Source organism: Providencia sp. Me31A (assembly GCF_050487165.1).
GTDB lineage: Bacteria > Pseudomonadota > Gammaproteobacteria > Enterobacterales > Enterobacteriaceae > Providencia.
Map to the genome: position 1 here is coordinate 88,136 of NZ_JBKQGZ010000004.1, position 25,484 is coordinate 113,619.

Below are 25,484 nucleotides of genomic sequence, written 5' to 3' on the forward strand. Positions count from 1 at the left end.
TCTGTTTATTTTAATATGGTGCCCAGGGCGGGACTTGAACCCGCACAGCCTAAAGGCCGAGGGATTTTAAATCCCTTGTGTCTACCGATTTCACCACCTGGGCTAAATTTGGAGGCGCGTCCCGGAGTCGAACCGAGCTACACGGATTTGCAATCCGGTGCATAACCGCTTTGCTAACGCGCCTTATCCGCCTTTCTTTCGAAATTTGGAGCGGGAAACGAGACTCGAACTCGCGACCCCGACCTTGGCAAGGTCGTGCTCTACCAACTGAGCTATTCCCGCATAAAGCTTCACTTTTCAGCTTATGCTTTCAAACTGGCTGATTTACTTATTTATTTTTGTAAACCACGTTGCCGTTCGATGCGTTGCATTCTACTGATTTCACCTATCGAGTCAATACAATTATTGAAATAATTGGATCGTTCGCTGTTTTTTCAATCATTTCGATCACGCTTCGCTCAAATCGCCCCACGCAGCTTTTAAATATTGGAACATTGACCAAAATGTTAAGATAGCAGCAACATACATTAACGCAATTGAAAGGTTTTCAATTAATGGTGTTGGGCGCCACAATAGCCCAACTAATGACATCATTTGAGCAGTTGTTTTAAATTTGCCAATCCATGAAACAGCCACGCTACTACGTTTACCTATTTCAGCCATCCACTCACGCAAAGATGAAATAATAATTTCACGTGCAATCATCGTTGCCGCAGGTAAAGTCACATACCAAACATCATAACTTTCAGTGACCAATACTAGTGCAGTTGCAACCATGACCTTATCAGCGACAGGATCTAAAAATGCGCCAAATTTCGTGGTTTGTTTCCATAACCTTGCTAAAAAACCATCAAACCAGTCGGTAACAGCCGCAATAACAAAAATCAGTGCACATGCGAAAGGTCCCCAACTGACAGGGAGATAAAAAGCTAATACAAAAAACGGTATTAGGATGACGCGAAATAATGTCAACCATGTTGGTATATTTAATTTCATCACGCTCACTAACTTTTTGGCCAAGTTGGATATTCTTAATATGTTGCCCTAAGATACTCACTGTTTCAATGCATTATAAATCTTTTCTGCCAGTGCGTATGAGATCGAGGGCACTTTTGCGATTTCTTCTATGCTTGCATTACGTAAAGACTGCAATCCACCCATATATTTTAGCAGCATCTGGCGACGTTTTGGACCAACACCTTCAATTGATTCCAATGCGCTGGTATTTTTTACCTTCGCTCGCCGTTGACGATGCCCTGTAATTGCATGATTATGCGATTCATCACGAATATGTTGGATCATATGCAACGCTGGAGAATCTGGTGGTAATGAAAACCCCTCACCTTCTGGCTTTAAAAACAACGTCTCAAGCCCCGCTTTACGGTCGCTACCTTTAGCTACGCCGATTAGCAGCGGATGATTTTTATCCCAATCAACCTCTAGTGAATCAAAAACATCCTTCGCTTGCCCTAATTGTCCTTTTCCACCATCAATAAAAATGATGTCAGGTATTTTGCTTTCATCTATATGCTTACCGTATCGGCGCGTTAAAACTTGGTGCATCGCGGCATAATCATCACCTGGCGTGATCCCTGTAATGTTATAACGGCGATATTCTGATTTTACAGGACCTGATTTATCAAACACCACACATGAAGCGACCGTTTGTTCCCCCATCGTATGAGAAATATCAAAACATTCCATTCGGCCAATCGTATCTAAATTAACCACTTTGGCTAACGAAGCCATACGTTGATGTATTGTCGAGTTTTGAGCTAACTTAGTCGAAAGTGCAATCGATGCATTAGTCCGTGCCAATTTCAAATAACGAGCCCTAGCACCACGAGGCTGACTTTGGATATTGATTTTACGCCCAGCCAATTCAGATAGTGATTGCGCTAATAAATCTTTTTCTGTTAGTGCAAAGTCCAACAAAATTTCACCGGGTAACGTGCGATTTTCGCTTCCTTGCAAATAAAATTGCCCTAAAAAAGTTTGAACAACCTCTTCAAGCTGTGTATCTGATGGCACTTTAGGAAAATAACTTCGACTGCCAAGCACTTTACCTTGACGAATAAACAACACATGGACACAAGCTAGACCAGACTCAAACGAAACACCAATTACATCAAGGTCATCGCTGTCTCCTGAAACATATTGTTCTTCTGTTACCGCACGTACCGCTTGGATTTGGTCTCGAAAACGAGCCGCATCTTCAAAACGTAATTCTATACTCGCTTTTTCCATGCGTTCAATTAAACCAGACAATACCTGTTTGTCTTTCCCTGTTAAGAACAGGCGCACATATTCGACTTGCTGGCTATAGTCAGCATCAGAGACTAAACCTTTTACACAAGGCGCTAAACAACGACCAATTTGATACTGCAAGCAAGGTCTTGAACGATTTCTATACACACTATCCTCACATTGGCGAATGGGAAATAGTTTTTGCATTAACGCCAATGTTTGTCTGACCGCATAAGAGCTTGGGAAAGGTCCGAAATATTCCCCTTTTGCATGCTTTGCCCCTCGATGAGAAGTGATCCGAGGATGAGCTTCTTTGCTTAAAAAGATGTATGGATAGGATTTATCATCACGTAGCAATACGTTATAGCGTGGCTGGTATAATTTTATATAATTATGCTCAAGCAATAATGCTTCAGTTTCCGTATGAGTTACCGTGACATCAATGGAGGCAATATGTTTAACTAACTGCTCTGTTTTACGGCTGCTGACATTTTCTCTAAAATAGCTTGATAAGCGCTTTTTAAGATCTTTCGCTTTACCTACATAGATAACAGTTCCCCCAGCGTCATACATACGGTATACACCAGGTTGGTTAGTCACTGTTTTTAAGAAGGCTTTTGATTCGAACTGTTCTGCCACTCGGATAAACCCTGTTTTACTGTAATTAGGCCATAACTAATAGCTATATGAGTTAATTCTACATCACTACAGATATTAAGTTTACCAAACATTCGGTATCGATAGGTATTTACTGTTTTCGGGCTTAAGGATAATCTCTCTGCGACCTGTTTAATGGGGACTCCTTGGGTGATCATTAGCATGATTTCAAGTTCACGTCCTGACAATAAATCATATAAATCGAGTTGATTATGATAGCTTAGACGTTGCAGAGCCATATCTTGGGCTATATCGGGAGAAATAATTCGGCGCTTTACATTTACTATCTGAATGGCCTCAATCAATTCCTCTTCGGTGACATGTACACTTAATAGACCAAAAATGCCAATATCCAGTGCCTTGAGAAAAAATGAATAATTATCTTTGACATTATAAATAATAATCCCGACATCAGGCTGAGTTCGTCTGAGTGTTTGTATCGTTTTTAATGAATCGTAATAGCAATTACTACTATTAATAAGAACAATATTCGCTTTTTGGCTTCGATTCCATGTAACAGCTTGTTCAACGTATGGAAATGAGGCAACAACCTTATAACGTGAATGACGGGAGAATACAGCTTCAAAACCACGGATGGTAATATTATTATCATCAATGATGATTATATTTATGCTCATATCTATTTGATTAATTTATATTTAACAAGGATATTATTTTGAATTAACAATACATCGACATATCGAAAGGCACAATGGCATCTTATGCAATTAGGATAAAGTTTGATAAAACTGAAACGGTATAAAATAAAGTTGCAACTTCAAAGCTAACCCAAGCGCTATCGCTTGTATAAATCCGATATTATAGCTACTTTAATTTTTATAATAAAAAAAGCCACTAACGAAAGTGGCTCGAAGAATAAAATATAAATACTAAATTATTTTTGCCCTACTAAACGGCAAATTGTTTCAGAAACTAAATAACTTTTTTCAAATGAAGTGATTGGTAAAAATTCAAAACGCGAATGGAAGTTATGCGCCCCCGTAAAATAATTTGGTGTCACAATCCCACGAGCAGATAATGCTGAACCATCCGTTCCCCCTCGCATTGGGATGATATTTGGTTCTATATTATGAATTTTTAATGCCTCAAGGATAATATCTACCGCAGTGCGGTCTTCGCCAATTGAGTCACTGATATTGCTATATACATCGTCTATTTTGAACTCAATATTTGCGCGTGGATGGCGCGCTCGAATGAGTTCAACACTTTCTGCGATAAAACGTTTACGCGCCTCAAAACTTGGCCGGTCAAAATCGCGGATTGCCATTTTGATTTTAGCTTCATTGGGATTAGCTGCTAAATCAGTAAAATAGAAATATCCTTCACGATGTTCAGTATGTTCAGGCGTATCAAACCGATCAAAACAACCAATAAAATCATGAGCAACACGAATAGGATTCAACAGAACATTTTTTGCTGACATAGGATGTGCCGTGACTCCCTTAATAGACACCTCGATAGATGCAGCATTAAAAGTTTCAAAAACCACTTCCCCAAGTGCACAGCAGTCTATGGTATAAGCAAAGTCAACTTTAAAACGAGAAAGATCCATAATTTTCGATCCACGAAGACCTATCTCTTCATCTGGAACGAAAGCAACATAGATATCACCGCAATCAAAATCAATATTTTGCAGTTTATCCATCAATTCCATTACAACCGTAATCGCTGCTTTGTCATCCGCACCTAATACACTGGTTCCATCACTGAAAATAATTTCTTCACCAATATAAGCTGCTGCCTCTGGATGTTCAGCGGCCTTAAACCAGATATCTTGTTGCGTATTCAAACATAAATCTTTACCTTCATACTTCAACGTCTGCGGTTTAATCACAGGAGACAAACCAACATCAACTGTATCTAAATGAGCCACAAACCCAATCTTAGGCGCGTCTGCTTTATTGCCCGGGCGCATAGCATACAAGATAGCATGATCGTCAATGAACACATCTTGCAACCCATAACTTTCAAGTTCTTTAGCTAAGAGTTTTGCTAATTCACGTTGACCTTCAGTACTTGGTACTACAGTACTTTCTGCATCACTTTGGCTTTCAATTGCGAGGTAGCGATAAAAACGCTGCTCTAATTGTTTACCTAACTCATTCATTTTACATTCCTTACATTTCTTCTTATTACTACCCCACATGATAAACATGCGGGGTATTGTTCCTGCTTATTTCGCAGGATGCCATGTATAACCACTGTCAAAGCCAATTGGAATATCAAAGGCCCAGAACAAATATAATGTACTTGTTAGAACAATTAATAACCCAACTGTGAATGGGATCATCATTGAACAAAGTGTGCCTATCCCTGCATTTTTATAGTACTTCTGGCAGTACATTAAAATTAATGGGTAAAATGGGAACATTGGTGTACTTACGTTCATCGCTGAGTCACTAACACGAAATGCGGCTTGCGTTAATTCTGGCGAAATTCCTACAGCCATTAGCATTGGAACTAATACTGGTGCCATTATCGCCCACTTTGATGTCGCCGATGTGATCATAATATTTAAGAGCGCAGTCAATAAAATAACACCAAAAACTGTCATTCCTGATGGCATATCCAGTGTACGTAATAACTCAGCCCCCGACAGCGCTAATAGTGTGCCAAGGTTAGAATGTTGGAATGAATATAAAAACTGAGCCGCAAAGAATGCAAAAACAATAAATGGAATTAATGATTTAGTAATATTTTCCATTGCTTTAACAACATCTTTTGTTGAAGTAAAAGATTTCGTCAAATAGCCATACACAATCCCTGGCAATGCAAAGAAAATAAACAATAGTGGAACAACAATTTGCATAATCGGAGCTTTCGGACTTGTCAAACTGCCATCAGGCCCACGTAATGGCGAATTTTCTGGCCATAGCAAGATAAATAACCCAATACCTAAAGCAATTAATACTAAACCCGATATACGAAAAGCACGATTTTCAGCTGTCGTAATTTTCCCTAATTCTTTTTCAGAATCAGTATCAACTTCATTCGATATAATTGGGCAGTTTTTATTTAACCAAGGTTCAACGATTTTTTCGGTAATAAACCAACACGTAAAAATAACGCCAAATGTCCCACCTAGGCTAAAGAAATAGTTACACAAAACATTCACGCTATATCCAGGCGCTAACATCTGTGCGGCATCCTGCGTAAAGCTTTGCATAATGGGATCAATAATCGAAGGAGTATAGCTTGCGGTAAATCCCCCCGCTAAACCTGCAAATGCAGCTGCTATCCCTGCCAATGGATGACGACCACTCGCATAGAACATCATAGCGGCGACAGGCATCAAGATCACATAGGCAGAGTCAGATGCAATATGAGAGACAATCCCCACGAAGACAACGGTTGGCGTTAACATTTTAGGCGAAATAAACGACAACATTTTCTTCAATGCTGTATTAATAAATCCGCTACTTTCTGCAATACCAATTCCTAAAGTTGCAACAATCGTTATGCCAAGCGGAGGGAAATTAATGAAATTTTTAACTGCCCCAGTAATAAAGATTATTATTTCCTCATACTGAAACATATTAATTATAGCGATTTTTTCTTTTGAGATTGGGTGGTAATAACTAAAATCCACGAATGATAGTAGATAAGATAAAAACCAACAGATTATTAAGGCATAAACAAACAACATAGTGACATCAGGCATAACATTACCGATGCGCTCAACGCGGTTTAAAAACCCTTTTTTCTTAGGAAGTGTATTAGTTGTCATATTTACAAGTTACTTATGTTATTAGAATGGAAACGGTATAACAGTAAATAACCTATTTATAAAAGTAAAACACTTTTATCATTAGTTATCGTAGATAAGCCGGAGGCAACTTATTACATTAAAAACATTTAAGTTTATAAAGATAAAATATTTAATATTTTCATAATTTATAAAATCACATTTAAATATGTTATTTAAGTATCCAACCATGATATTGGCATATAAAAAAGGAATAATTAATACTCCTTTTTTATATATAGATAAATTTATTTAATAAGTACTACTCACGTTTTAATTTTTCCGTATTCGCAATATAAAGAGCAATAACTAGGACAAGGATCGCTCCTGCGTGTACTAAAGTGGTCATTGGGTCACTATGATCAACAATAATCAAACGAATAATTGCAGTTATTCCGATATAAATAAAATACCTCAGCGGGAAGTGGTATCCTGACATAAAATATTTAATTATCAATGCGATAAACTCAAAATATAGGAAGTAGATAACAATACCTTCCAATAGTTCATAAGCTGTTGCGCCTTTTGAACTACCAAACATCAACGAAGCCATAGTGACCGTTTCTTTTGCTAGAAAGAAAACTAGCACCGCAGCTAAGGCGAGTAACCCAATATTTAAGATCCACTGTAATACCCATGCAATGTTACTCGCATGACGCATTCCTTTCATACTATTCATTTGTTTTCCCTCATAGCTACACCTGTTTCATTCAATAATGACAACATATGATTGCTAATTATTCCTTAATATTTCATCGAGAACATTGCCATAATTGTAAATCAAATTTAAGGCGTTAGCATGACAAATGAAAAGTTAATTTCACAGATAGAACCAAACTGCAAAGCTGGAAACATCGGCTTTACGGTTAAATTTACAATCTAAATTACTTAAAAAATATTAACCGTTAATCAGATGATACTCCCATCATTTTCATGATGTCCTTCTCGGTTAACATCGGTGTTTTTTCCACAAAATTATAGTACTTAGGTTTACTATCGACATAAATTTGCATGATCATTTATGCCTGTTTACTGCCTTCAAATAATGTTGCTGATACATAATATTTTGAGGGTGAAATTAAGTGATAATAAAGATGAGTCCCACATTGATTACAAAACGCGCGTTCTCCCCATTGTGATGAAGAAAACGTAGTCATTGACTCTTTGCCTTCAATCTGTAAATCAGCATCGCAATCAATACTGAAGCTTGGACCGCCATTCCATTTTTGACACATTCCACAATGGCACACGCTAACCTGATCAACGGCTTTAGATGTTGTGACTTTGACCGCGCCACATAAACATTGCCCTATATGCATAATTTTTTCTTACCCTTTATTTTACTACATTATCCAATTATTAATAGCCATTTTATAATTAAATCACAAAAGTCATTTACTTTGTTGGTATTCTAAATTGTCGGCCTGTAAAACGCTTGTCATTGGTAATACTGCTTAATTGCAAGCTATCGAATTCTTTTGTTTCACGCTCGGATTCAATATCAGCTTCATCTTGAGACGTATTTAGCAATGAATATTCATAAGATGCGGTTTTGTGCAATACGATTTCTGTTAACACGGTATTATCTGCCGCTTGAGCAAGAATTGAAAATCCCACAAACAGAATAGTTGCAATAAATAAACGGGTTAAAAACAATTTTCTCATAACAATCTCCTATCTATAACAACAGTTTTAACGCAAACCCCTGTCAAAGAATACGAAGATTAAGTAATTGTTCTCACAATTCAGTAAAAAGACGTCACGGTTTGTATAATTAAATAAAAATGTAAAAAGGGAGCCACGCTCCCCTAATATATTAATAATATATGGCTTTATAACTCATCATAATTATCTTTATTTGACGAATTTACCTCTTTCAAAAGGTACCAACAAAAGTACAATAGAATAATTATGCCAACAAATAATAATACCCATAAACTAATCGTCATCCAATTAAGTTCATTACTGACAGGCACTGTTGCAGTAAGCCTTTCTATGCCACCAAGTTCAAGGACGGTGCTATTTGGATAGATTTCTGGATAATTTTCCATAATCTGGTCAATACTGTAGGATTCGCCGACCAATTGGCTATAAGTCAAGTTTTCAAGACTAGCCTGTTTGTTACCCCATACTAGTATATATGGCGTTGAACCCTGCACATTAAATATAATATTATAAGCATCCCTAAGGCCAACAAGGCGTGGAGGTTGGTCATCCCAACTCCCTTTCAATGCAGAAATTCTTATTTTACTAACCATTTCCCCATGAATCGCAATATTGGAATTACTCACTTGCTTCCCATCTATTGTTTGGTTATAAGCAACGATATTCGTTAACAGTTCCCAGTTTTCACTTTTACCCGATGAAAATTCAATTTTTAACGGGATAACTCGATTTGGTTGTTGTAAACGAACTTGCAACTCACCTAAGGGCTGCATAGTGGGTAGCTGGTATATTACATGTTCTTTTGATATCCCATCATTCGTCATTTCGAAATTAAATAATTCTTGGCGCCGAGTCGAATTTAATACATTAGATGCCGCATTAACTTTAATTAAGTCTGGAATAACCGTACCAGATGCACTCACAATAACAACCATTAAATAGGGTGAACTTAATGCACTATAATTTCCACCTAACAGTTCAATACCATTACTAGCGAGGGTCTCGGAATCGAGCTTCAAACTCATAATTGGTTGATTTACTGCTATTTTTAACCAGTTTTTTTTATCATCACTTGCGAAAACAGATACTTTCGCTTGCCATTCCTTTTCACTCTTGGCCCAATCTAAAGACAACTTTTGAACTGGTGTATTTTTAGCTTGGTTGTTATCTCGAGTTAATAAATAAGCCTGATACGACCTATTCTCTTTTACCTGCATATTTGGTAATTCAATACGATTCACTTTTCCTGGAATAGACTCAACAAGTAAATGTATTCTTTCTCTACGAACATCTTCATTAGAGCTCACATTATCTATTTGTGTGACCAAACGTTGAGGGGTAAACGACACTTTGGTACTGGAAATCGATTTTTCAGCATCATGAAATAGAACTGATGGCACTTCACCACCAGTACCATTAAATACACGAACATCTTGCAGTGTTTTAGGATACGCTGAATTAATATATGCAGAGGCTGGCAGCTCAAGCCAATAAAACGGCTCTGATGTATCAGGGATATTAATTTCACTTCCTTGGTAAAAGTTATATGGCGTATTTTCTATTGGTGTTTCTGCATTCATACCACTTGAAAATAATAATATTAAAGAGAAGACAGCAAATAGTCTCCCTAGAATTCTATTTTTAGTTAGACTCATGGTTGTGTCTCCTGTTCGATTTTTCCTTTTACTTCTTTTGGTGGCAACGGTGAGAAATATCCAACAATAAGTATTAATAATGCAACACCAATGAAAGAAATAGCGCGAGAAATACCACCTTGTCCATAAATATCAACTAAGAATAACTTAACAATAACACAGGCAAAAATACCGGCTCCAATAAACCACCAGATCCGACTTTTTTTAATCGCTGCAATAATAATGCAGCATAGCGCAGCCAATGCCCAACTAATAGACAGGACAGTTTGCACTAAGCGGGAGTCATATAACATGTTATAATTCCATGTTAGTCCCGCAAAATCCGCAGTAGCTCGGATTAAAATACCGTTAAACCAATAAGCGGATAATATAATAATGGCGAACAGTAAACCACGCATGATCCAGAAATTGACCACCGTCATTTTACGTATTTTTTGGGCAAAGCCTTTACGTAATAAAGTCAGTGCCGCAATACTGAATAGCCCTGCCTCATCCAACGGATTGATCAGCGGAATATAATTCCAGAACGCTAACTTTCCATCCTCTAGGTTTGCATAGCAAGATAGCACAATTAACCCAATCGCAACGGGGAGCATACCGTACCAATAGGTGATCCCATTCCGCTTCATCGGTGGCATCTGATTTTGCTGTATCCAGTACAGAACTAAAATCATTAATGCGATAGTAATGACATACATGAAATAACCGAGTTCATTCATACCCCAAGGTAAAATAGAAACAAACCAATTCACCTGAGTTACAATAAATGCCAAGATAAGCCATAAATTAGCACTATGAAGAATGCGCTGCATCCATACCTTTCTAAGCTTATAAGCATGAATAACAAATAAAATTGAGCTACCTAATACAACTGGCCAGATTAATGAACCTTCACCGCGTCCCATCGGATTTTGATCATTTAATAAATCTAAACCAAGATAATAATACCCCACAATCCATAGGAAAGATTGACAAAATAATAATGGAACCCAATTGATACGAATAGCATATAGCCGCCAGAGCCAAACAGAAATGACCACTAAGACTAAGATAATAAATGATTCAGAGTCTCGACTCCAAGATAGAAGATTAGTAAAAATAGGCAACCAACAGAACCAAGTCACGAGACCTAATATCAAAAAGCCGTAACTGATTAGCGTGAAATTACTATCTTCTTTACGTCGTATATGAAATAACCCGCCTGCAATAAAGCAAGCAGCTAAAAGTACAGGCACCATATAAGTGCTGCTACGGCTCCAATATAAATAAGGGTAGCCATTGAGTAACGTAACCGCACTGACTAGGATTAATATAGAGCCCACTATCGTCATTTTCTTCTGTTTTTGCTGTAAACCAAACCAAAGAAGTAGTAGTCCCTCTAATGACCAAACAATTGACGTCCAATCAAATGTCAATGCCAATGGAATCGCAAGTGTAATAAAGCCTGCACCGATAATAATATTAGCTAGTGCCATATTTTTACCAGCTTCGTTATAACGCTTATGCACTTGTAAACCTGCAATTAGGTATAATAAACCAATCAGAAGTGAAATAAATGCAGGTAACAAGCCTTTACCTTCGGAGATAAAAAACTGAAGCGCAATACTGATAAATGGCGGTGCAAACAGTAAGGTATTATCTACAACAAGTTGTTTTGTATATTCAAAACGTATAGAAAATAATTGTGTTAGCACATTAAATACGACTAAGTTGACTATAATAAATAGCTGGCAGGATAAATAATAGTCTGGCTGGTAATTATCTAAACCCCATAAAATAGCAACACCATATGTCATCACCATGCCAACTAAATTCAATGGCCGCCATGTTTGCCAAATGCTGATAATTAAAATGGCAATGGATAACATAAGGTAATAGGAAAATAAAATAATATGGCTACCACCACCTGTAGACAACAATATTGGCGCTAAATAACCGCCAAGTGAGGCAAGGATAGCTAAACTAATTGTGCGCTGTAATAATGCTAAAGCGATACTTGCTGCACAGATTACAAGCATAAAAGCAAAAGCCATGCCATAAGGTAACATCGTATATAATTTAAAAGCGGCAAAAATAGTAATGTATAAGCAGCCTATACCCCCCCCCTGTAGGATCAGACTAAATAATTCTTTTTTATTACGTAACCACCAGCCGATACCTAGTAAAGCTAAACAACCCACAGCGCTAAACATTAAACGTATTTGGGGCGAAATAATTTCATTTTGTACACTGTAGTTCAATAAATATGCAATTCCGAAGAATAACAATAACACCCCAATTTTTGCAACTGGATTCCCTTTAATCAGCCAGCTAAAGAAATGTCCAAATATCGATTTATCGCTGTCATTTGAATTTTTATTAACAGAAGCTGGCTGAGTTTTACCGTTATTATTAAGATAATTAAATTGCTCAGATTTAACCTGTGTTGTCTGCTTATTATCAAATCGATTAGGGTTTATCCCCTTTCTAACAGGAGAAACAGCGGAAGGTATTTCAAGATGGATTGGTATAGGATGCTTTTGATTTTCTGAATTTTGTAAATCCTCGGCTCGCCCATAAGTAGTATTACTTTCATTTGCGGAAGATTTAGGCGCTTCATACAAATCTTCTGGCTCAAATTGCTTTGATGTTGGCGATAATGGCCTCTCCTCAAATTCAGCTGTTTTATCCTGAGCGCTCTGTAGACTATTTTGAGAGGTCATACTCTGCGAAGGTACTATTGACGTTTTTTGGTATTGTGCAAGACAAGCTTCAAGTGAGGTAATCTTTTGATTTAATTCAATAATTTGATACTGTAATCGACCTGTTCGGTTAATCGCAATAATAGCTAAAATTGGCGTCAAAAACAACAAAAAAACTAATACGAGCCCTACTAGTATCCAAGTATCCACAAATAGGTTTCCTCATAATAAAATTCGCAAGTTGGTATATGGCAAAAATTAGATTTTTGTATTTTATGCTAGTTTAGATAGCATTGATCCCCTTGCCAACAGGCTGTAACAAACTGTTACAAAATAGTTTTCACGGCCAGATTTTGGATAAAAACGCACTCTCTCCCTTCTTTTTATCACAACTTACCAATACGCTTTTCACATATTAAGTGTGACCAAAAAAATACCTAACCATCTTTTAATGACGCTCTAATTTTAAAATGAATTAAGCGAAATATTCATTTATTTGTTTTTTTAGAATATCTATTTTCGATAATTATAATAATTATTAAAAAAAACAAATATAATTAGTGTAATTTTATCTGGTTGTGATATTTATATATACGATTTCTTTTAATACTTTTATATCGTAAATACACCATCGTTAAATGACAGATAATAGGTGTTTTATATAATGCCTTATCATCAAATAAAGTATGTTCTCAATTAATTTATGGAAAAATAACGTGTTTACTCCTCTACAAATGAATAGCAAGTTCATTCTCTAGCTTAAGGAAAACAAAAAACGAGCAAAATTCCGTTTTGATGTTGATGTATCCATAACAATTATTTGTAAATCAAAATCTCACGAATAATACAAGGAGAAATTTTCATGCTACTCCACATTATCCTTGCAGCACTTGGCCCCATTGTTCTAGGGCTAGCTGTTGGTTGGTTATCGGGCAAATATGGTTTTATTAAAAGAGAATATTCTCAAGCTTTTGCCGACTTCGTTGTCAAAATAGCATTACCATTTGCATTATTTTTGGCAGCCGCACAAGCGCCTCCATCAGTGCTACTGAATATCGATTATTTGTTAGCATTAGCAGTAGGTTTAATTGTTACATACATTATCGGCTTTATTTTCGGTAAGTTTATTTTTAAACACAATAAAAAAGATGCGGCAATGCAAGCACTGTCGGTGTCTTTTCCCGATATGGCATACTGTGGGCCACCGGTCTTACTTGCCACTGTTGGCTCATCAGGCTTAATTTCGATGGTGTTAGGAAATCTGATTTATACTGTCATTATTATTCCATTCACATTATTGATGATCAGCGGAACACAACAAGGTCATAGTGTTTTAAAATCAATAGGTAAAGCTATAGCTCAACCTTTAGTTTTCTTACCTATTTTAGGCGCATTGTTAGCGATTTTTGGTGTTAAATTACCAGAAATTTTGCAAAACTCAGTCAACGAGTTAGGTAAAACAGCGGGTGGTGTTGCCCTATTCTTTCTTGGCTTACTGCTTTCAGGTATTAAGCTCACAATTAGCAAAGAAATTATCTTTAATGTCTTTATTAAAAACTTTGTCCAAGCGGCTCTGATCTTAGGCACAGGTCTTGCGCTCGGGTTGCAAGATGATTTACTAAAAGCCGCATTTATTATTGGTGTCTTACCCACAGCGACAGCAGTTCCTGCGTTAGCTATCAGCAATAAAGCTTATACTGAAACCTCAGCGGGTACCGTATTGCTAAGTACACTTGCTGCATTAATTTCGATTATAGGTGGGATCGCTATCGTCGAAATGCTTTAAACTTCATCTCAATGGCAGGCGGCTAATTGCCTGCCATTTCCCATCTAGCTCCCCATCCCCGTCGAATTAATCACCAACTATTTGCAAGATAGATCACAAAAAACGTATCATAGATACCAAGTATTTTTTCTTACTATGCATCAGGGATATCAAAAAAAAATGAAAATTAGTGATGAGTTAGCTTCAGCTATCGCTTCCGTCACCGAAGTTGCAGCTGTTGCTGCATTTGACTGGGTTGGTAAACAAGATAAGAATGCCGCAGATAATGCCGCTGTTACGGCAATGAGAAACAGGCTAAATGAAATTGATTTTCACGGAAAAATCGTTATTGGTGAAGGCGAAATTGATGATGCGCCTATGCTTTATATCGGTGAGCAAGTTGGCACACAAATTGGTTCAATCGGGCTCGATATTGCCGTAGACCCTATTGATGGCACTCGTATGGTCGCTTGTAATGAGCACAATGCCATTGCAGTATTAGCAGCAGCGCCAACAGGAACACTACTCCAAGCACCTGATATGTATATGGAAAAACTAGTTGTTGGTGCTACTGCTAAAGGTGCTGTTCATTTAGCAAACCCTTTAGAGAAGAACTTAGAATTACTTTCTTCTTCTCTGAATAAACCTATAGCTAATCTTTCCATTGCTGTACTCGATAAACCTCGTCATCAGCACATTATTAAAACTATTCGTAATTTTGGGGCTAATGTTATTACCATTCCTGACGGTGATGTGCTTGCATCACTACTAACAATTTTACCAGAACATCCTATTGATATGATGTATGGAACAGGTGGTGCCCCAGAGGGTATTATCAGTGCAGCAATTGCTCGAGCCCTTGGTGGTGACATGCAAGCACGATTAATTACACGAGATAAAGCGAAAGGTGACAGTGAGGAAAATAAACAACTTGCAGTCCAAGAAACATTACGCTGTCAAAAAATGGGGCTAGATGTTGGTGATATTTTATCTTTAGATCAGATGGTGAATACCTCAGATGTCATCTTTGCGGCTACCGCTATTACGCCGAGTATTTTAATGGGAGGTATTTCAAAGGATGCATACAGCCGTATTTCAAATACTATTTTAGTGAATGGCCGCGATCGCTCGCTAAAACTCATCAATAATCGTCATTTTAATTAACTATCTGAAAAACTAATAAAAAAGGGCTATTTAGCCCTTTTTTATTACTGTGACTCCTGCTAATTCATATTCCGCAATTAGCGTTCGAGAGTCATACGGTTCAATAATGGTGCCGTTAATACCATGACAATTGCAATAGCCCCTGTCACTAAACCAATTTTTAAGAATACATCACTATATACTGCAAGTGACTCTACTTTACTGGTCAACTCACCTTCTGGTGCGGCCGCCATAGAGGCAACATAGCCCGCAATAAATGCCGCTGCGGAGTTAGTTAAGAACCATGCGCCCATAATAAAGCCCATTAAACGTTGCGGGACTAATTGAGCGACCATTGCCAGACCAAGGCCTGAAATCATTAGCTCACCAATACTTTGGAAACCATAACAAATAACCAACCATTGAACAGAAACTATACCCGCCTCATTCGCGAATTTAGCCCCTAACGGCAACACTAAGAAGGCCGCAGAGCATAGCAACATCCCAATCGCAAATTTATGCGGCATCGGCAGGTTATCACCCATTTTGTTATATATTGCAGCTAAAATTGGACTACCAATCATAATCCATAATGGGTTCAGTGCTTGGTATTGTGCAGGCTCAATAGCAAAACCAAAAACTTCATGTTCTACGTTATGTAATGCAAAGAAGTTTAATGACGTCGGCATTTGGCTATACAAGACGAAGAAAACAATCGCTTCAAGCATCAAGATCAGAGCAACAATCATTCGGCGGCGAGCTGTACCTTCCAGCGCTAAAGTTTCTTTAATAAAGATAACTAAAATACCTAATGAAATAATTGCTAATGCAGTACGCGCAATACCAAGGTTATGCAGTAACCAAGTTGAAATAGCAATTAACGCCACCACACCCGCAATTGTTGCAACTAATCTTGAGAGCACTACAGGTGCAAAGTCAGGTTTAGAACCGTGTGCTGAGACCCATTTCTTACACATATAGAAGTTAATCAGTGTAATGATAAGCCCAACCACACTCAAAGAGAAGGCAACATCCCAGCCATAGTGTTTTGCTAACCATGGCGTCGCAATCATAGAGAAGAATGAACCGATATTAACAGACATATAGTACATCGTGAATGCACCGTCCAAACGCGGGTCATCTTTCTCATAACAGGTTGATAATAATGATGATGGGTTAGCTTTAAATAAGCCATTACCTACCGCAATAGTCGCTAAACCCACATAGACCATCGAAACATCATGCCCTGAGAATGCAACAAATGCATAACCAGCTATTAAAGTTATCGTACCTAGGACAATAACTCGCTTAGTACCTAAGATTTTATCCCCTAACCAACCACCAACAGCAACAAAGCCATAAACTAACGCAGCAAATGCCGAAAAAAGTGTGATAGATTCGGTTTCCGACATACCCAGCACTTGGCTTAGGTAAATGGGTAAGATCCCCTGAAGGCCGTAATAACCAAAACGTTCCCAAAGTTCGATAGAGAAGATGAGATAGAATGAACGAGGTTGCTTAAACGCGTTAAGACTGACTTCCTCTTTATTATTTGTTGTGGACACAAGTTACCTCTAGTACAACCTGTACATATGCAAAAAAACCACGGAACGCTCTGTACGCTCTCGCATTGTTATGTTCTCAAGAATTCAACGTTGAAAAGATTCACTTTCGGTAGGAGGAGAATCATTCCCTGACCTCGAAACAAGCAAGACTGTGTGTAAACTTGTTTATGGATCTCAAACATAGAATTCAATGAGTTAAAGCATATTTGATTATTTATTCAACGTTGATAAGGATATACCCCGTAATAATCAAATAATCAACTACGCAATATATGCTATTTATGCACCAAATTTACAGAATTAGCTAGTATTAATTACTGCATCAATTGAATCTTATCGTGATTTACTTCAATTTTTTTTAAAAAACCAAAATTATTATCGACCACTAATTAACCAGTTGTATACGCTATGTTAAGAATATTATTCTGAATGGAAATTATCACGCTACGTTTTTTTACTAATCAAAAATAGAACTTGTTCCGTCGCCAAGAAACTCGACACTCATTCGGCAATTATAGAGATAAAACTATTTGAAAAGGCTATAGGAAAGCAGCAAATGACAGGCAAAAAAAAGCCCAGTGACAAACTGGGCATAATGCATTCTACTCAAGGATCATTACTAAATCAAAACTATCACTATGTAGCTGCATTATTACATTACTTCGTGTAAAGAAATGAATGATGAGGGTAAATATATGAATGTTTACGCAAGCAAACAATATATAGATATAATTAAGACATCTAGATATCAAAAAAAGTTCATCTTTTTTTTATTTTTTTATCATTTCATTTGTGCTCAACACGTTACACGCAAATTAATCCAAGATGCAAAGAGTGAACCCTAATCACCGGTATCAATAGGTGTCTAGCGCAAATGGACGCAGCAACTTGAAATATGACGAGTATAGCAATAATTAACCATTTGATTTGCTATTCGTAATGTACAATCTTGCAGGTATCAGAACTTCAAGTTAAGTTAAATACTGAATGTGTTAGAAACCATGCAAAGGATGCCAAGTGAAGCAAAAATTTCTTCCCCTACTCATGATCAGCAGTTTATTGGTAAATTTTGCATTTGCAGATACTCCATCGACTCCTTTAGATGAAACAGCATTGCTAAGTTTAGCAAACGAAGGCCAAGCGGAAGCACAGTTCAACTTGGCCATGTTTTATCAATCAAATAACCAGCTTGATAACGCACTAAAATGGTACCTTTCATCTGCGAATCAAGGTTTTACCAAATCACAGATTAATCTTGCACTTATGTACCAACAAGGCTCTGGTGTCAAAAAAGACGAAAAACAGATGCTACATTGGATGAAAATGGCAGCAGAAAGTGGCGACCCTATCGGCCAGATGAATATGGCTGAATATACTTTGTATGGTATTGAAAATCTTCTTGATAAAAACCCCGCTGACGCTGAAAAATGGTTAAAAGCAGCCGCAGAGCAACAATTTCCCGCAGCCATGTTAACCCTCGCATATTGGTATGAAGAAGGCAAAGCCGTCACTAAAGACCCGCAAAAGGCACAAAAAATTTATCTTATACTTGCGAAACAGAACCATCCACAAGCGCTATATGTACTTGGTTATCAATCAGCCACAGGTATGTATGACAAAGTGAACTATCCTCTCGCCTTTGACTATTTTACCCGTGCTGCACTGCAAGGTTTTTCACCTGCACAAAATAGTTTAGGCATGCTATACCTTGCGGGCCAAGGCACTAAGAAAGACACCCAAGCTGCCATAAAGTGGTTAACACAAGCAGCTGAACAAGGTGAGGTTTCCGCACAGTTTAATTTGGCACTCATTTATGCACGCGGTGACGGTATTAAAGCTGATCAATCAAAGGCCTGTCACTGGTTTATTAAAGCCGCACAACAAAATAGCGCGGATGCTCAATATGCCAGCGGTGCCTGTTATCAATATGGTATGGGGGTTGAGCAGGATGACAAAAAAGCCTTACGATGGTATAAGCTTGCCGCTGCAAAAGGCGATGAACGCGCTCAGAAAAAAGTGCTTATTTTAGAACATAACCTGAAAAATAAAAAATAACTGAGCAATATAGTGCTTTAAATAGTGCTTTAATGTGCTTGCTCAAATTATCACCAGACCTACAATCCAAACTAACCCTTCTAAATAGTTCGAGTTGTAGGTAGACGGCAAATAAGGTTATCGCTAGGAGCACATACCAGTATGTGACTAGTGTGTCCGAACGTAGCCAACACACCTACAGTTACAAATACGACGGGGGTTTAGGCTCGCCCGCGATATATTCGTTGCGGCCGCCCTACCTTGCCATATTCAATTTCCGCTTCGATTTTATTTTGTGACAAGCAATACTCTAAGTAACGCCTTGCCGTTGTTCGGCTTAGTTTAATCGTTTCTGCGATACTTTCAGCGGTATATTCTGTATTTAAATCTGTAAATAGCGCCAAAATTTTCTCTAGAGTGATGATATCAATCCCTGTTGGCAGCTCTTCTTTAGATTCGCCACGTGCATAGGTATTAAACATATCATCAATTTGACTTTGATTTGTTTTGCTTGTGGTCTGTAAAACAGATTTGCGCTGAATATACCTATCTAGAGTTTGACCTAGGCGTTCATAGGCTATCGGTTTGACTAAATAGTCAAAAACGCCGAGACGAATAGCTTCCGATACGGTTTCCATATCGCTTGCTGCGGTAGTAAAAACAATATCTGCATTATTTCTTTCTTGAATTAATTCATGAACTAAGTCAATTCCTTTACCGTCAGGCAAATAGTTATCAAGTAAGATCAAATCCGGCTTCATATATTCAATCATTTTTCTAGCTTCTGCTAGATTCCCCGCAAGCCACACTTTGTCACATGCCGGATAGGCTTTGATATACTCACCATGCATTTCGGCAAGCAGTAACTCATCTTCCACAATGAGGATTTTTATCTTAATCATTTTATATCTTCACTTTCGGAATAAATGTAGATTATCAATCAATCCCTTTGATTTTATTACACATAATAATCTAAGGTGTAAATTAGGTACAAGCTCAGGTACAAGCAAAACACGGTATACAAATCATTAAATGTCATTCTAAAGCGAACCCATCATGTCGTATATTGCTATATTTGAAATGATACAACTCAATATTGCAGATAATGAAACACCAACCAGAAATAACCCTGCTCGTCTTTTCACGACTCCGTTTCAAACGGAACTGTAAAATTAACACTTGTGCGATTTAAATGACGGCAGTGATTATTTGCGCACCTCAATATGAGGTGTACAAAATAGAATAGGTAGGCTGGTGGATGTATTCGAACTGCCCCGATATTTTCGGGTTAGTTAAAGGTAGGCAACTAATTGTGGGTTAGTTTAAAGAGGAGAAATAGCCTGTTTAGATTTCCCGATTTCAAATCAGCTTGTTGATACTAACTTTTACTAACCAGTAACTATCTGCGCCCCTGTTAGCTGATAACCATTAAACCATTCGTAACGACCTGTAGCAGTTACTTTGTTTCCTTTCTGGCAGGTCATAAGCTCAAGTGCGTTAATATCGAATGCCACTATCTTTAATGGGTACGGGCTACGCTTGTCACTCTCAGCCTGAATAGTCATTGTGGCCATAACTTTACCTGTGGCTGTTTTAACTCGCTCAGGGGCTCTTATTACCGTTCCTGATGTGGTGATCCTGATTGATTTTGCTTTTCTCATTTTTAGTTTATTCATCTTAATACCATCACAATATAAGCTATTGGTTAAAATAAAATGCTGATGGGACTCTGGAAGATTGGGTAATAATTCCAATTTCTAGGGGTGTTCCAAACGTCAATTTATCCATGATGATACGGGATAATCCCGTATGTATCTATAAGCTATTGATTATTCTTAATTCCGTAAATCGACGGAATCAAAATATAACTAATTGATAACGTTTAATTCTGTCACAAAACCAGATTAACGCTCATTGGTCATCGTTTCAGTGACCAATGGTAATAGGTGGCAATACATTGTTTTCATTACTAACGGTCAAATTGACCGCCTGAAACCTTAGCGTAACCTTAGTGTTAGTTTCCATTTGCTAAAGTCCGTTTTCACTGGAAACCATTGTGGAAACCTCGCCGTAATCTCGCCCTGATTCCTTACCGTAACCTTACCGTTATCGGATTAACCCTCCCCGTAACATCCCCGTTTAACCTTGCCGTAATCTTGCCGTTTAATCGTGCTATACGGACCGTAATAGGACCGTTATTTTAGCTTTAGTCATTCATGTTCAGAGTAGATAACCTATTGATTTACTAAGTAACGCATATTTGCGTCACGGTAAATTATTAGCATCTACAGATTACAACAAAATATCATTTAATGAATATGGGCGACTAATCACCCATATTGCCAATCAGGTATCAAGCAAACCTATTTATTTTTACTTTTATTCCAAATTATAAAATGAATGATCCCTAAACCACCGTGACCATAAATATAAATCTCAATTAAAATTGTGAGTGATTTATGAATACTTCTAGCCTCTAAAGCAAGTGGTGACTGCTGTAACCATAGAATAAACCATGCAATACCAGACAAAATAACAATTGATAAAGCACCTAACCCTAACCCTTGAACTGTCGCGGCAAGCCCTTTAGGTGAGCTGTCTGGTAGCTTTTTAGCTAAAAGAGAGTTTATATCTTCTTTGATTTGCTTAAAGTCCCCCCAGAGATAGGGATAAAAATATCTAAACCCTCGCTGGTTAAAACATAACACGACTAAAAAGAACGTTAAGAAAAAAAGCACAAAACCTGAAACGATATGAATCCAAGTGAATAAATAAGTCTCGTCAAAAAACGGAACAACTACTGACTTAGTTCCCGTCATCCAATTACTCACAATGATTTGTGATATTACCAAAAGTAGAATTAACGCATGTAAAATTCTTATTTTTTTAGTCTGATAAAGCCCAAAAAAATCCCAAATCGATTTTAATATGCTCACAATGCTTCACCTTTTTTATAATATTTCTCACAGACACAATTTAATAGTTTATAACACTCTTGTTTATGGCTTTAAGTCCTAAGCGTAGAATATTTTATATGAAATATAGTTCACATCTACCAATTAATTACGACCATCCTTTTAAGATGATTACATTTATCGTTATGAGATGTTTTTATTATCAGTATGAAATTAATATTCAGAGGACAAAATTGTCCTGTGGGTATCGCAATGCTTATTTGCATTGTGGTTACTTTTGGTGGTTACCAACGTGGTTACTTTTATCTCATGGCCATGATTAGAATATTGCCAGCCAGTGACGAGCCTCCAGTTTCAGAGCCTCATGACTCCTTGAGATTAAGGAGTCCTATTCAATCGCCTTAAGTGCCCTTGATTTCAAGGCAACCTATTATCGTTTAGGTGCTGGCTTCGTCCATTGGTAGGTAGGTGCTGTCATTCTCCGTCTGTGACGTTCTTTAGCCTGTATTGTCTGGGCTACACCTGTTCTAATCGCTAACCTATCGCGTCCGTTGAGTGATTGCCCTTGCTGGTGGGCTAACTCCATCATAACGGCTTCTATTGCTTCACGTTGTAACATGGCTATACCTCAAAGGTGTTGTGATTATCGCTATACCTTGATTGTGCTGAATTGGAACAATCAAAGCCCATCAATCCACTAGCATAAAACATGCTGTTTTGCTGGCAACCAGAGTGGCAACCGTCAAGATAGCAACCAAGTTATATCCGTCAAAACTAGTCCAAACTTATTACCCTTGTTTTGCTGCGTACCATTCTGCGTACTTTTATGCAACATCATGATTTTATTTAATTATAACGAATCGTTAGAATTAAGCGCGTACCTACTGCGTACCTATTTGATTTTGGACGGGGCTTATAAATTTCTTTGGCGTGATGACAAGTTTTGACAAGTTTTCGACCACAACAATTAACAACATTTACTTTGTTCTCATGTCAGGTTTTGTCAGGTTCCCATGTCTGGTTTTGTCTGGTTCTGATGTCAACAATTGTCAACATTCAGCGGATAGAGTATCCAGTAAAATATAGCCTTTTCGGTGGATACCAAAACGAATACCTTACAATCACTATAGCAACACCATAGTACCACCGTGGTTTATTTAAGTACCATTTCGGTACGTTATTATTGTGATTCTTTTTGTTATCAATATAACTACACCGTGTTTTTCGTATGGGTTAGCTGTACTGGCTAATACTTAGCTACTTTGGCTAAAGGCACTAATTTGTGGTTTTGATATGAGAGCTTCATTTCAAGCCGTCCTCAGTATCAAGGGTAGCATTTCAACTGTCACCCTTTCCGACTGTGGACATAATCACAATCGTTAACCCTCCTCAATTTTGAGGGCATTGTTTCTATTGATAAATACAGGCTCAAAAAATGAGTCGATTGATTCTATTGGTAAAATTAGACTGTGCTCAAATTTGAGCTTTGTCATGCATTCAGTTAGTTACAAGGCGCAATAATACGCTTTGCTTGTTTTACAGTAAGTTACCCTGACTTTGTTATATTAAGTTATACAATTACTCGTTAAATCCACCAGCAATTTTACATTTTCTAATCTGTATAACATCGTTATACGCTGATATAATAAGCACTCAATGAGTTAATAACGGACTATTATCATGAGTAAATCTAATCTTATTGCCTTTCGTTTACCTGCTGAACTACAAGCCCTGTTTAATGATGCTGTATCGAACTCTGGTAGCGATAAAACATCGTGGATAGTCTCAGCTATCAAAGAGAAGCTAAACCGCCCAGACAGTAATCCTGACGCTCGTATGTTATCGCTAGTGGAACGCCTAGAATCTTCTGTGGCATCTTTAATTGCTGGTAAGGCAGATATCCCACCGTATACCTATAATGAGTCTGCTGTCGTTTCTGTGGTTAATTTGGTGCTATCAGAGGGTATAGATAACGGGCGCATTATCGCTGAACGAATTAATGAGGCTGGATATCAAACTAAAGGCGGTAAAGCGTGGGATAAGGATATTTATTCAGCGTGGAAGCGTCACAAGGATATAGCAGGGAAACTGAGTAGCTAATTACCCCTGTAAAACGTGGTATTCAACTGCGCATTAAACCTTAGCATTTCTTAGCATCTAGTGCGCAATTTACCGATACATTCCGATACACATAAAACTGCGCGCAATGACTAAGTTTTTTAAGTTCAATGTGTAGTTTTATGTAGTAGTAAAATGCGAACAACCTTAACATTTCTCAACAATGAACCATAACAATTGATAACAGGTTATCATTGAACAAAACCAGACAGAAAGCGGCTTTAATGCTACATTCCCACTTCATGGCCAACTGCGAATTCGCACTTTTGTTCGCAGTTTTAGTGCGCAATTTTGGCATCAATGCGCAATTCCATTTAATACTAAATATTATCCACTTATCAGTATGTTATCTACCAATAACTCAAATTAACTGTTTAGAGTGCGCGTTTCGTTTTGCGCAATAACCTCTAGTTTTCTCTAGTAGCAAGGCTAGTTTTGGCTAGTAGTAAAATATCAATGGCGTGAGGTTTCGTGAGGTGGTACTGCGTGAAAATATTAGGTTATCCTTATCTTAATACCCGACGTTAATTTATCGACAAATGGTATAAACGCCTGCCAGTAATAATCCTCTAGTCTTGCCTGTTCTGCTACTAACTTATCGAATGTAGCCCACCTCATACCTTTGGGTTTTCTAAAGTTATAAACATATTTAGTTAAATCGCTAACATCTGAACTATAGCCCCAAATAGCAAAGCGGCCTACTCGCACCTTGCGCCTTAATCGGTCAAGCTTGTTTTCGCTCTGGCTGGCATAGTGGAAATTCCAACACGCTCTACAGGCTAAATCTTTACGACTAAAATAAAGCTCGGCTCTACGTTTACGGCAATAGGGGCATGAATACCAATAGCGAACGCCATAACCCGCTTGAGTGGTAACGAGTGATAAAGAAAATCGCTTATCGCCTATAACAACCAAGTAATTATCACCATTTTTACCAATGATTAATTTACCTGCGCTAGTATTCCACTGTAACCCTTCACCATCGTTTTTAAACTTTCTGATAGCAGCTATAGTGCCATGCCCGATAGTTGGTAATGCGTCCGTATAGTGCCTTGATTGTGGTCTCATAATGCCTCACCATTTCTAATCCGAAATAATATGAGTTTTTTATAAATTGTCATTCTCATTATCTCGTCAATCCCTGTGATACCAATAGATATAAGCCTATTTCAACGTAAGATTAATATTCTCTTTTTATGGCCTCAAAATACTCTTCCTGCGATGTCCGAAAACCAACCGCTAACGTGTCCGATAATTCAGTCTAACGTGTGTA

General features: G+C 37.7%; 20 protein-coding genes and 3 tRNA genes. 4 read left to right on the forward strand and 19 right to left on the reverse strand.

The window, feature by feature from the left end:
* Nucleotides 1–16: 16 nt before the first annotated feature.
* From ACLPIE_RS04375 to ACLPIE_RS04435, 13 genes are all read right to left on the reverse strand, one after another.
* Nucleotides 17–103, reverse strand: a tRNA-Leu gene (locus tag ACLPIE_RS04375).
* A 6-nt stretch (nt 104–109) separates the two neighbouring features.
* A tRNA-Cys gene (locus ACLPIE_RS04380) sits at nt 110–183 on the reverse strand.
* Nucleotides 184–206: 23 nt separating this feature from the next.
* A tRNA-Gly gene (locus ACLPIE_RS04385) sits at nt 207–282 on the reverse strand.
* A gap of 165 nt (nt 283–447) precedes the next feature.
* Nucleotides 448–996: a CDP-diacylglycerol--glycerol-3-phosphate 3-phosphatidyltransferase gene (gene pgsA / locus ACLPIE_RS04390; RefSeq protein WP_430260030.1), complete on the reverse strand. Its 549-nt coding sequence runs from the start codon at nt 994–996 to the stop codon at nt 448–450.
* Nucleotides 997–1,053: 57 nt separating this feature from the next.
* On the reverse strand, nt 1,054–2,886 hold the full coding sequence (uvrC, locus tag ACLPIE_RS04395; protein ID WP_430260032.1) for an excinuclease ABC subunit UvrC: 1,833 nt from the start codon (nt 2,884–2,886) through the stop codon (nt 1,054–1,056).
* Nucleotides 2,853–3,542 carry a LuxR C-terminal-related transcriptional regulator gene (locus ACLPIE_RS04400; RefSeq protein ID WP_430260034.1) on the reverse strand — a complete coding sequence of 230 codons (690 nt, stop codon included), beginning with the start codon at nt 3,540–3,542 and terminating at the stop codon, nt 2,853–2,855. Before ACLPIE_RS04400 ends, uvrC begins: the two co-directional genes overlap by 34 nt.
* Nucleotides 3,543–3,799: 257 nt before the next feature.
* Nucleotides 3,800–5,032 carry a peptidase T gene (pepT, locus tag ACLPIE_RS04405; RefSeq protein ID WP_430260036.1) on the reverse strand — a complete coding sequence of 411 codons (1,233 nt, stop codon included), beginning with the start codon at nt 5,030–5,032 and terminating at the stop codon, nt 3,800–3,802.
* 66 nt (nt 5,033–5,098) lie between these two features.
* Nucleotides 5,099–6,652 (reverse strand): AbgT family transporter, encoded by a 1,554-nt coding sequence (locus tag ACLPIE_RS04410; RefSeq protein WP_430260038.1) that lies wholly within the window; start codon nt 6,650–6,652, stop codon nt 5,099–5,101.
* A gap of 280 nt (nt 6,653–6,932) precedes the next feature.
* Nucleotides 6,933–7,340 (reverse strand): phosphate-starvation-inducible protein PsiE, encoded by a 408-nt coding sequence (gene psiE, locus ACLPIE_RS04415; protein ID WP_430260250.1) that lies wholly within the window; start codon nt 7,338–7,340, stop codon nt 6,933–6,935.
* A gap of 349 nt (nt 7,341–7,689) precedes the next feature.
* Nucleotides 7,690–7,989 (reverse strand): GFA family protein, encoded by a 300-nt coding sequence (locus tag ACLPIE_RS04420; RefSeq protein ID WP_430260039.1) that lies wholly within the window; start codon nt 7,987–7,989, stop codon nt 7,690–7,692.
* A 76-nt stretch (nt 7,990–8,065) separates the two neighbouring features.
* Entirely contained in the window at nt 8,066–8,335 is a 270-nt protein-coding gene (locus ACLPIE_RS04425) for a hypothetical protein (protein ID WP_430260041.1), read from the reverse strand.
* Between the two features lie 167 nt (nt 8,336–8,502).
* The gene (locus tag ACLPIE_RS04430; protein WP_430260042.1) at nt 8,503–9,990 is read right to left on the reverse strand and encodes a DUF3999 family protein; all 1,488 of its coding nucleotides are present in this window, start codon (nt 9,988–9,990) and stop codon (nt 8,503–8,505) included.
* Complete coding sequence (locus tag ACLPIE_RS04435; RefSeq protein ID WP_430260044.1) at nt 9,987–12,881, reverse strand: DUF2339 domain-containing protein; 2,895 nt, start codon at nt 12,879–12,881, stop codon at nt 9,987–9,989. The genes ACLPIE_RS04430 and ACLPIE_RS04435 overlap by 4 nt, the downstream gene beginning before the upstream one ends.
* A 652-nt stretch (nt 12,882–13,533) precedes the next feature.
* Between ACLPIE_RS04435 and ACLPIE_RS04440 the strand changes: the two genes are divergently transcribed.
* Both ACLPIE_RS04440 and glpX read left to right on the forward strand, forming a co-directional pair.
* Entirely contained in the window at nt 13,534–14,457 is a 924-nt protein-coding gene (locus tag ACLPIE_RS04440) for an AEC family transporter (protein WP_430260046.1), read from the forward strand.
* 165 nt (nt 14,458–14,622) lie between these two features.
* Complete coding sequence (gene glpX, locus ACLPIE_RS04445; protein WP_430260252.1) at nt 14,623–15,600, forward strand: class II fructose-bisphosphatase; 978 nt, start codon at nt 14,623–14,625, stop codon at nt 15,598–15,600.
* Between the two features lie 77 nt (nt 15,601–15,677).
* On the opposite strand, the gene dtpA is transcribed toward glpX, so the two are convergent.
* Nucleotides 15,678–17,144, reverse strand: coding sequence for a dipeptide/tripeptide permease DtpA (gene dtpA, locus ACLPIE_RS04450; protein ID WP_430260048.1), 1,467 nt, complete (start codon nt 17,142–17,144; stop codon nt 15,678–15,680).
* Nucleotides 17,145–18,188: 1,044 nt separating this feature from the next.
* Between dtpA and ACLPIE_RS04455 the strand changes: the two genes are divergently transcribed.
* The gene (locus tag ACLPIE_RS04455) at nt 18,189–19,199 is read left to right on the forward strand and encodes an SEL1-like repeat protein (protein WP_430260254.1); all 1,011 of its coding nucleotides are present in this window, start codon (nt 18,189–18,191) and stop codon (nt 19,197–19,199) included.
* 200 nt (nt 19,200–19,399) lie between these two features.
* Here ACLPIE_RS04455 and dpiA read toward each other — a convergent pair whose 3' ends face one another.
* From dpiA to ACLPIE_RS04475, 4 genes are all read right to left on the reverse strand, one after another.
* On the reverse strand, nt 19,400–20,080 hold the full coding sequence (gene dpiA, locus ACLPIE_RS04460) for a two-component response regulator DpiA (protein ID WP_430260050.1): 681 nt from the start codon (nt 20,078–20,080) through the stop codon (nt 19,400–19,402).
* 486 nt (nt 20,081–20,566) lie between these two features.
* Nucleotides 20,567–20,854 (reverse strand): hypothetical protein, encoded by a 288-nt coding sequence (locus ACLPIE_RS04465; RefSeq protein WP_430260052.1) that lies wholly within the window; start codon nt 20,852–20,854, stop codon nt 20,567–20,569.
* Between the two features lie 687 nt (nt 20,855–21,541).
* Nucleotides 21,542–22,114, reverse strand: a complete 573-nt coding sequence (locus ACLPIE_RS04470; protein WP_181488318.1) for a cytochrome b/b6 domain-containing protein — start codon at nt 22,112–22,114, stop codon at nt 21,542–21,544.
* A 409-nt stretch (nt 22,115–22,523) separates the two neighbouring features.
* Entirely contained in the window at nt 22,524–22,712 is a 189-nt protein-coding gene (locus ACLPIE_RS04475; protein WP_036960459.1) for a hypothetical protein, read from the reverse strand.
* Between the two features lie 1,061 nt (nt 22,713–23,773).
* Here ACLPIE_RS04475 and ACLPIE_RS04480 point away from each other — a divergent pair.
* Nucleotides 23,774–24,193, forward strand: coding sequence for a hypothetical protein (locus ACLPIE_RS04480; RefSeq protein ID WP_181488320.1), 420 nt, complete (start codon nt 23,774–23,776; stop codon nt 24,191–24,193).
* Between the two features lie 513 nt (nt 24,194–24,706).
* Here ACLPIE_RS04480 and ACLPIE_RS04485 read toward each other — a convergent pair.
* Complete coding sequence (locus ACLPIE_RS04485) at nt 24,707–25,279, reverse strand: hypothetical protein (protein ID WP_181488322.1); 573 nt, start codon at nt 25,277–25,279, stop codon at nt 24,707–24,709.
* Nucleotides 25,280–25,484: the final 205 nt, after the last annotated feature.

Coding starts and splice junctions, on each gene's coding strand:
- pgsA (WP_430260030.1), bottom strand. CDS start 996: ATGAAATTAAATATACCAACATGGTTGACATTATTTCGCGTCATCCTA.
- ACLPIE_RS04400 (WP_430260034.1), bottom strand. CDS start 3,542: ATGAGCATAAATATAATCATCATTGATGATAATAATATTACCATCCGT.
- pepT (WP_430260036.1), bottom strand. CDS start 5,032: ATGAATGAGTTAGGTAAACAATTAGAGCAGCGTTTTTATCGCTACCTC.
- ACLPIE_RS04410 (WP_430260038.1), bottom strand. CDS start 6,652: ATGACAACTAATACACTTCCTAAGAAAAAAGGGTTTTTAAACCGCGTT.
- psiE (WP_430260250.1), bottom strand. CDS start 7,340: ATGAAAGGAATGCGTCATGCGAGTAACATTGCATGGGTATTACAGTGG.
- ACLPIE_RS04420 (WP_430260039.1), bottom strand. CDS start 7,989: ATGCATATAGGGCAATGTTTATGTGGCGCGGTCAAAGTCACAACATCT.
- ACLPIE_RS04425 (WP_430260041.1), bottom strand. CDS start 8,335: ATGAGAAAATTGTTTTTAACCCGTTTATTTATTGCAACTATTCTGTTT.
- ACLPIE_RS04430 (WP_430260042.1), bottom strand. CDS start 9,990: ATGAGTCTAACTAAAAATAGAATTCTAGGGAGACTATTTGCTGTCTTC.
- ACLPIE_RS04440 (WP_430260046.1), top strand. CDS start 13,534: ATGCTACTCCACATTATCCTTGCAGCACTTGGCCCCATTGTTCTAGGG.
- ACLPIE_RS04455 (WP_430260254.1), top strand. CDS start 18,189: ATGATCAGCAGTTTATTGGTAAATTTTGCATTTGCAGATACTCCATCG.
- dpiA (WP_430260050.1), bottom strand. CDS start 20,080: ATGATTAAGATAAAAATCCTCATTGTGGAAGATGAGTTACTGCTTGCC.
- ACLPIE_RS04465 (WP_430260052.1), bottom strand. CDS start 20,854: ATGAATAAACTAAAAATGAGAAAAGCAAAATCAATCAGGATCACCACA.
- ACLPIE_RS04475 (WP_036960459.1), bottom strand. CDS start 22,712: ATGTTACAACGTGAAGCAATAGAAGCCGTTATGATGGAGTTAGCCCAC.
- ACLPIE_RS04480 (WP_181488320.1), top strand. CDS start 23,774: ATGAGTAAATCTAATCTTATTGCCTTTCGTTTACCTGCTGAACTACAA.
- ACLPIE_RS04485 (WP_181488322.1), bottom strand. CDS start 25,279: ATGAGACCACAATCAAGGCACTATACGGACGCATTACCAACTATCGGG.